The following is a 7,238-nucleotide window of genomic DNA, read 5'->3' as shown; positions in this document are numbered from 1 at the left end:
GGTTCAGTATGAGAAATTAGCAAATTAATGTGTCCGGTTTTGTTGACCAGAACACACTGAGCAAGTTGGCAGATTGGGTTTCTTAGAAAAGTTCATGAATACCCCTTCTCACCATCGAGTACACCACGGCAGCAACCCTGCACAGATAGACCGTAACTTTGGCGGTATCTTTATTTTTTGGGATAAATTGTTTGGCAGTTTTCGCGACGAAGCCGATGCCGGCGAAATTAAATACGGCGTCACCCACATGCCGGCCAAGCCGTATAACCCTTGGTATTTGCAGACTCATGGCTGGGTAGAAATGGCGCAAGACCTATGGCGCTATAAAGATCTACGTATTCTTTACAAGCATCCAGAGTGGGTTGATGAAGTCTATGCGAACAAGGCTGTCAAAACTGAGTGGCAAGGAGAAAAGGCCTGAGCCAACAGGCCTTAATGACCTATGCAGGTTCAGACCACACCGCAAACTCATTACCGCTCGGCTCGGCAAAATGAAAACGGCGGCCACCAGGAAAATCGTAAATTTCCTTGAGAATAATGCCGCCAGCGCGCACCACGTCGTTGCGGGTTTCCTCCAAGGTGCTGCTATAAAACACGAGCAACGCGCCGCCCTGTTCAGCCTTGCTACTCAGTGGCGCGCGGTAAAAGCCACCATCCAAGCCTTCATCAGAAAAGGCGGTGTAATCTGCGCCGTAATCGGTAAAGCTCCAATCAAAGGCACTACTAAAGAATGCCTTGGTCGCCGCTATATCCACCGCGGCCATTTCAAGATAATTAAGTTTGCCATGAATTTTCATTTGCCCACCTCTTTGTAAACGGATATAGCGAAAACACCGATACGCTTAATTAGTGCAAAATTTCAATAATTTCTAAAGTGGCAGCAAGTAAACGCAGGCGCCGGTCTTCAATCTCTACAGTGATATAGCCGTAATTATCAACGGGCTCAATGATATGACCATGACTGTAAATGTCGCGGTCTAAATGGTGGCCCACCGCCAATTTTTTCTGCCAACCTGGCGGTAGTGAGCGACCCTCAGCCACTTTCTTCTGTAAACCTGGCGGCAAGCCTTTGCCCTCGTGATTGTTACCGGCCATAGTTGGCGCCGTCGCAAGCAGCAAGCCAGACGCCAATATAATTCCTAAAAGTGCTTTTATTTTCATGGGTAAGTCCTTTAATGAAACCAATTAAAACGATGCCCCCTTACAAACCACTGAATTTAGGTAAGAAAGATCATCACTAAGCCTCTGACCGCAAATCGGCGGCTAAGTGCGACACCGTCTGCAGCGGCCCCTTTACCTTGGCATTTCCCTTATACTAGGCAACTCGAATTCCCAAGATCAGCCAGTACTATGCGCAAAAAAGACAAAAAAGCCGAAAACGACATTATTGAGGTATTAACCGAAGCCTGCGACGAGGCGCTAAGCAGTATTGCTGATTTCCGCTGGCTCAGCCATGAATTGGACTACGGCAATATTCAACAGAGCCTAACCGTGCGCTGCGTGTTCGATCCCGACGCCGACCTTAAAACCCTGAATAGCAGTGCCGAGGGCCTAGCCTTAAAGCAATTAATTCGCGACAAGTTGCGCAGTGTCGGCTACCTGCCCGGCAATAATATGAATTGGATAGAATTTGAGCTCGATACCCCAAGGGGCAAGCGCAAAGGCAGTGCCAGCGAACGTAAGGTACACTAAATTACGACCGCTGCAGCACATCTAACAGCTGCGCAACAACGTAATACTCGCGTTACAATAATGCGCTCTTAGCGCCATTTTAATAAAAAGGAAACCACTATGTTTGAACCCTCAGCCATTTTGGCGCCCATTATGATTTTGGTGCTGTGGAGCTTTGTGATGATGTTTTGGATGGCCGGCACCCGCCTACCCGCTATTCCTAAATTAAAGCTAGGTCGCGATGTAGGTAAACGCACCAAAGACTTGGGCGAGAAAATGCCTCCCCATATTCAATGGAAGGCCGACAACTACAACCACTTAATGGAACAACCCACTATTTTCTACGCAACGGCCTTGGTTTTGGCAATGCTTGGTGCAGGGGAAGGTCTAAACCTAATATTGGCGTGGTTTTATGTTGGTGGTCGTATCGTGCACAGCTTGGTTCACGCCACAACAAATGTCGTCTTAGTCCGCTTTGGGCTATTTCTGGTGACCTCCCTAGCCCTACTTATTATGGCAATACGAGCCTGCCTGATTATTTTCTAAGGCACTCAGATCGAGACCACACAAGGGTATCAATTACGCTGGCCAGCCCTAAACTATGGGGCTAACCAGCGTTTTTTATTATTCTGCTTATAAAGCTTCGGTGATTAGCGCGTTACTTATACGCACCGCCCGATGGGGCTGAAACTGCGGCCCATGCAATTGCTCTATTTTGCCGCCCTTGTTTAAAAAATCATCGACCTGCCGCGAGATCTCAGCCCTAAGACCCTGCTGATATTGATTCGAATACGTACCATGCTGTTTTATATAACGATTCATATCTCAATCCCTTTACACTGTTAGGTATATAAGCCACCTCGCCAGCGGCAAAGAGAATGCTATAGGGGAGCAATGACAGTTTCGGGACGGTTTTATGACAGCTTTAAAAATATTTTAGTGACCTAGGGCGTCGCCAATAATAACGATCTACGCCGCTAAACACCTGAGGTATTCGGCCCACTGCCAAACTTCTGCTAGAATACGCCGCTAATATATGCGCCCGCCGCAACACCAATTTACGCTACAGAAGCCGACACTCTATGACAGCCCTCTCCCCAACCCTGCAACTCGCCTGCGAACTCATTGAACGGCCCTCGGTGACCCCTGCCGACGCCGACTGCCAAACCATTATGATGGCGCGGCTAAGCGCTATTGGCTTTGAGTGCCAATCGCTGCGCTTTGGTGACGTTGACAATTTCTGGGCGGTACACGGCCGCAGCGGGCCAATATTTTGCTTTGCGGGTCATACCGATGTAGTGCCGACTGGCCCCGCCGCCAACTGGCAAACCCAGCCGTTTAATGCGGTCATTCAAGACGGCATGTTACGGGGCCGCGGCGCCGCCGACATGAAGGGCAGCCTCGCGGCGATGATCACCGCCTGCGAAAACTTTGTTGCCGCCCATCCCGACCACAGCGGCCGTATCGCTTTTTTAATTACCAGCGACGAAGAAGGCCCAGCGATTAACGGCACCGTGAAAGTAGTTGAGTGGCTAGAACAGCAAAATGAAAAAATCACTTGGTGTTTGGTTGGCGAACCCTCCTCAACCGACCATGTTGGCGATGTAATTAAAAATGGACGCCGTGGTTCGCTGGGCGCCGTAATGACGGTCAAGGGCATCCAAGGCCATGTCGCTTACCCACATTTAGCCAACAACCCAATCCATGTAGCCGCCCCAGCACTCGCGGCGATGGCTGCGGAGCAGTGGGACGAAGGCAATGATTTCTTCCCCGCCACCTCATTCCAAATATCCAATATCAATGGCGGCACTGGCGCCACCAATGTCATTCCCGGCGAGCTGGAAGTGGTTTTTAACTTTCGTTTTTCAACCGAACTCACCGCCGAGATATTAAAAGAACGCACCCATGCCATACTCGACAGCCACGGTGTGGATTACCAAATAGACTGGAATCTAAGCGGCCAACCCTTCCTCACCTCAGAAGGCCCGCTGGTAGAAGCCGCCCAGCACGCCATAAAAGCGGTAACGGGTAAGGACACCATTTTATCTACCGCCGGCGGCACCTCCGATGGCCGCTTTATTGCCCCAACAGGCGCGCAAGTGGTCGAACTCGGGCCCGTTAACGCCACCATCCACAAAGTAGATGAATGCGTTAAAGCCGAAGATTTAGATAAGCTGTCGCTGATGTATGAGGGAATGTTAAAAGAGTTGCTAGCCTAATATTAAGAAACCAGCACTAGGCCAAGCCTTTGCATTCATCGTCTAACGTAAAGAATCCCGCTTCCAGTTACTTAGGAAACGCCCTAAGCGGATAAATATCAAAGCGCACCGCCTTGCCCGCCACCGACAGCTGGGGTTTGCGCTCGGCTAAATACGGCGCTTTCGGCGGGCGTTTAACCACCACTCTATGCCGCGCTCTTTGCAGGGCAATATCCAGCAAAGCGGCGCTGTCTTCATCCAAACCTACTAGGGAATGGAAGAGTCGCATTTCTTTTTTAACCAAGGCTGATTTACCCGACACCGGAAACATCGGGTCTAAATACACCACATCGGGGCAGTCGCCCTCGCCGAGTTGTTCAAGATAATCCGCCGCGCCAGCCTTCACCAGGGCCATTCTCGCGGCAAACTCCATGGTATCAATACTGATATTGGCGCGCATTAAGCCGTCTTCTAACAGCGCAGCGACCACCGGCATGCGCTCGCACATCGTTACCGTGCAACCATTGCTGGCCATCACAAAACTGTCGCGGCCGAGACCGGCGGTGGCGTCTACCACCGTCGGCCGCTTGCCGCCTAGCGCTTTGATTAATAATTCTTTGCCGGGGTGGCGGTGCTGCAGTGCGTAGGCAAAATCTACGGCAACGGGGTTTTCTCTTTGCGATGGCGCTAGGCCGATGCCCAGACGGCCTAGCTCAAAAAACACATACAGCTGCTCTGGGTCGGGCAGCCATTTTTTAACTAAGGCTAAACCCAAGCGCGCCGCCATGGCATCGCAGGCGGCGCTGGTTTTGAAGAATACTGGCGCTGCTGGCGAGCTACTCAAGACTTGGGCTTGGCCGCGGCAAAGTCCAACATCCGCGTGAGCGGCTTCATGGCTTGCACGCCAAGGGCGGGGTCAACATGCACTTCATTGCCGCCATGTTCTAAGACATAGGCAAGGTTGTCGAGGGCATTCATGGCCATCCACGGGCAATTTGCGCAGCTGCGGCAAGTCGCGCCACTGCCTGCCGTGGGCGCAATAATAAATTCTTTATCTGGCACCAGCTGTTGCAGCTTGTAGAAAATGCCCTGATCGGTGGCAATGATCATTTGCTTATTGGGCAGATCCCGCGCCGCGTTAATAATTTGAGTGGTGGAACCCACCACGTCTGCCAGCGCGACCACGCTCTCTGGCGACTCGGGATGCACCAGCACCGCGGCGTCGGGGTAGACCTTTTTCAGGTCGAGAATACCCTGCGCTTTAAACTCTTCGTGAACAATACAGGCGCCGTCCCACAGTAAAACATCGGCGCCGGTTTCGCGGCGCACATAATCACCGAGGTGTTTGTCTGGCGCCCACAGAATTTTTTGGCCTTCGCTGTCGAGGTAGTCCACCACGTCTAAGGCAATACTCGAGGTCACCACCCAGTCGGCGCGGGCTTTTACCGCCGCCGAGGTATTCGCATAGACCACCACTGTGCGGTCCGGATGCTGGTCGCAAAACGCCGAAAACTCTTCAATTGGGCAACCGATATCCAGCGAGCAGGTTGCCTCCAGCGTGGGCATGAACACCTGTTTTTCTGGCGACAAAATCTTTGCGGTTTCACCCATAAACTTGACCCCAGCAACAATCAAGGTCGATGCTGGATGGTCGCGGCCAAAACGGGCCATTTCCAATGAGTCGGAGACACAACCGCCGGTTTCTTCGGCCAAGGCCTGAATCTCTGGGTCGGTGTAGTAATGGGCAACCAGCACTGCATTGCGCTCTTTCAATAAACGCTTAATTTTGTCTCGCAATTCAACGCGCTCAGCGGCGGGCACCTGAGGCTGCTCGTGGATCTTGGCCAAATGATCGCGAACCACCTGCTGGGCAGAAGCTTGTTCCGTCATATTCAATCTCGTTCTAGGCGGATACCGGGGGGCGAAGTTTAACAGAATTGTTATTGGCAATCCCAGTTACACATACCGCTGGCAATTCAGTGGCCGAGCATATCGCCGTAAATTTATTGGTAATAATTCGCCACAGCAGCAGATCAATTACCGAAATTGCTCTCAGATATACAATAAAAACGTTATTTTTCAAATATTTAAATAAAAAAAGGCCATGCAAGCGGGTTAGAACACTATTATTAATTATTTGTGAACACATGTTGACTTAACATCTTGCCAGCCATAAAGTGCACAGATGTTTACAAATAAATCTTTTAGCAGGCCCACCACAAGGAGAAAGCAATGAAGCTCAGCACCAATCCATCGCGTAGTACTTGGCGGAAAATTGCCGACTCTCGGCTAATTAATGCCCTCGCAGCCCCCAATGGCATGGGCCGTTATTTAGAGGCATTAAATCCAATGTGGTCGCTGGATCCGAATCGAATTCCGGCTTATATCACTGCAATTCACCGTGAAACCAGCGATTCAGTAACACTAGAGCTTTCGCCAAATGGCGACTGGCAGGGCTTTCGCCCAGGTCAATTTTGCCAGTTGTATATCGAAATTAACGGTCGCTTGCATAGCCGTAGCTACTCCTTAAACTGCCGCGCTGGCCGCCTCGCGATTACCGTAAAAGCGCAGGCCGATGGCTTGGTTTCCAAGCACATCAACAGTAAATTAAACGTGGGTGACATAATCCGTTTATCGCCGCCGATGGGCGACTTTGTTTTACCGGTGCAGTTGCCCGACGCCATGCTAATGGTCGCCGCTGGCAGCGGTATTACGCCAATCATGGCAATGGTAGAAGCAGCGCTAAAAAAGGGCTACCAAGGCGGCATCACCCTGCTCTACTACAACCACAGCGAAGCCGACACCATATTCATTAAGCGCCTACAAGAACTTGCCAGCGCTAATCCACATTTCTCGCTGTTACCGGTTTTTAGTGATGGCAGCAGTGAGTTGAGTGGCCATTTCAACCAGCATCATTTACTCAAGACATTGAGTTTTCAAAACACCCTTAGTGCGCACACCGCAGCAGTGAGCTTACCCGAGTGCTTTGTTTGCGGGCCGGAGTCTTTAATTCAGGCCGTTAGCGAGGAATATAAACAGTTTGGCCACGCTGAAAAATTCCACGCCGAGCGCTTTAAGCCGGTAATCAATGTATCGGGTAATACCGAAGTCGTTGGCAAACTGGCTTTTAAAAGCAGCCAAAGTGAAGTGAGCAGCGACAATCGCAATTTGCTGGAACAAGCCGAAGCTGCTGGCCTACAGCCCCAAGCGGGCTGTCGCATGGGCATTTGTCACAGCTGTAGCTGCCTTAAAACCGAAGGCAGCGTACGCAATATGAATAGCGGTGAAATAAGCCACGGCGAAGAATATATTCGCCTGTGTATTTCCCAGCCACTTGGTAATGTCAGCCTCGCCATATAGTGAGCCACA

At 50.9% G+C, this 7,238-nt stretch carries 9 protein-coding genes and 1 pseudogene; 5 read left to right on the top strand and 5 right to left on the bottom strand.

The window, feature by feature from the left end; translation table 11 throughout:
- Nucleotides 1-64 precede the first annotated feature (64 nt).
- Nucleotides 65-421, top strand: a pseudogene (locus P1U47_RS16255) (sterol desaturase family protein); the annotation flags it as partial.
- A 19-nt stretch (nucleotides 422-440) separates the two neighbouring features.
- Here P1U47_RS16255 and P1U47_RS16250 read toward each other — a convergent pair.
- A complete protein-coding gene (locus P1U47_RS16250; RefSeq protein ID WP_301030242.1) occupies nucleotides 441-797 on the bottom strand; it encodes a VOC family protein in 357 nt (118 codons plus the stop codon).
- Between the two features lie 49 nt (nucleotides 798-846).
- Nucleotides 847-1,161 carry a hypothetical protein gene (locus tag P1U47_RS16245; protein WP_301030241.1) on the bottom strand — a complete coding sequence of 105 codons (315 nt, stop codon included), beginning with the start codon at nucleotides 1,159-1,161 and terminating at the stop codon, nucleotides 847-849.
- 189 nt (nucleotides 1,162-1,350) lie between these two features.
- Between P1U47_RS16245 and P1U47_RS16240 the strand changes: the two genes are divergently transcribed.
- Complete coding sequence (locus P1U47_RS16240; protein WP_301030240.1) at nucleotides 1,351-1,692, top strand: hypothetical protein; 342 nt, start codon at nucleotides 1,351-1,353, stop codon at nucleotides 1,690-1,692.
- Between the two features lie 99 nt (nucleotides 1,693-1,791).
- Nucleotides 1,792-2,217 (top strand): MAPEG family protein, encoded by a 426-nt coding sequence (locus tag P1U47_RS16235; protein WP_301030239.1) that lies wholly within the window; start codon nucleotides 1,792-1,794, stop codon nucleotides 2,215-2,217.
- An 87-nt stretch (nucleotides 2,218-2,304) separates the two neighbouring features.
- Here the strand turns inward: P1U47_RS16235 and P1U47_RS16230 are convergent, their stop codons facing one another.
- The gene (locus P1U47_RS16230) at nucleotides 2,305-2,493 is read right to left on the bottom strand and encodes a hypothetical protein (RefSeq protein WP_301030238.1); all 189 of its coding nucleotides are present in this window, start codon (nucleotides 2,491-2,493) and stop codon (nucleotides 2,305-2,307) included.
- Between the two features lie 260 nt (nucleotides 2,494-2,753).
- Between P1U47_RS16230 and dapE the strand changes: the two genes are divergently transcribed.
- The gene (gene dapE / locus P1U47_RS16225) at nucleotides 2,754-3,890 is read left to right on the top strand and encodes a succinyl-diaminopimelate desuccinylase (RefSeq protein WP_301030237.1); all 1,137 of its coding nucleotides are present in this window, start codon (nucleotides 2,754-2,756) and stop codon (nucleotides 3,888-3,890) included.
- A 67-nt stretch (nucleotides 3,891-3,957) separates the two neighbouring features.
- Here the strand turns inward: dapE and P1U47_RS16220 are convergent, their stop codons facing one another.
- Both P1U47_RS16220 and nadA read right to left on the bottom strand, forming a co-directional pair.
- On the bottom strand, nucleotides 3,958-4,713 hold the full coding sequence (locus tag P1U47_RS16220) for a class I SAM-dependent methyltransferase (RefSeq protein WP_301030236.1): 756 nt from the start codon (nucleotides 4,711-4,713) through the stop codon (nucleotides 3,958-3,960).
- Nucleotides 4,710-5,759, bottom strand: a complete 1,050-nt coding sequence (gene nadA, locus P1U47_RS16215; RefSeq protein ID WP_301030235.1) for a quinolinate synthase NadA — start codon at nucleotides 5,757-5,759, stop codon at nucleotides 4,710-4,712. The genes P1U47_RS16220 and nadA overlap by 4 nt, the downstream gene beginning before the upstream one ends.
- A 342-nt stretch (nucleotides 5,760-6,101) precedes the next feature.
- Between nadA and P1U47_RS16210 the strand changes: the two genes are divergently transcribed.
- On the top strand, nucleotides 6,102-7,229 hold the full coding sequence (locus tag P1U47_RS16210) for a ferredoxin reductase (protein ID WP_301030234.1): 1,128 nt from the start codon (nucleotides 6,102-6,104) through the stop codon (nucleotides 7,227-7,229).
- Nucleotides 7,230-7,238: the final 9 nt, after the last annotated feature.

Source organism: Zhongshania sp. (assembly GCF_029212375.1).
Classification (GTDB): Bacteria; Pseudomonadota; Gammaproteobacteria; order Pseudomonadales; family Spongiibacteraceae; genus Spongiibacter.
Note: the sequence above shows the minus strand (reverse complement) of the source record. Positions and strands in the feature narration are given on the sequence as shown.

Bases quoted from the DNA above. Each gene is read 5' to 3' on its own strand.
- P1U47_RS16210 (WP_301030234.1), top strand. From the start codon at position 6,102: ATGAAGCTCAGCACCAATCCATCGCGTAGTACTTGGCGGAAAATTGCC.
- P1U47_RS16245 (WP_301030241.1), bottom strand. From the start codon at position 1,161: ATGAAAATAAAAGCACTTTTAGGAATTATATTGGCGTCTGGCTTGCTG.
- P1U47_RS16235 (WP_301030239.1), top strand. From the start codon at position 1,792: ATGTTTGAACCCTCAGCCATTTTGGCGCCCATTATGATTTTGGTGCTG.
- P1U47_RS16250 (WP_301030242.1), bottom strand. From the start codon at position 797: ATGAAAATTCATGGCAAACTTAATTATCTTGAAATGGCCGCGGTGGAT.
- nadA (WP_301030235.1), bottom strand. From the start codon at position 5,759: ATGACGGAACAAGCTTCTGCCCAGCAGGTGGTTCGCGATCATTTGGCC.
- dapE (WP_301030237.1), top strand. From the start codon at position 2,754: ATGACAGCCCTCTCCCCAACCCTGCAACTCGCCTGCGAACTCATTGAA.
- P1U47_RS16230 (WP_301030238.1), bottom strand. From the start codon at position 2,493: ATGAATCGTTATATAAAACAGCATGGTACGTATTCGAATCAATATCAG.
- P1U47_RS16240 (WP_301030240.1), top strand. From the start codon at position 1,351: ATGCGCAAAAAAGACAAAAAAGCCGAAAACGACATTATTGAGGTATTA.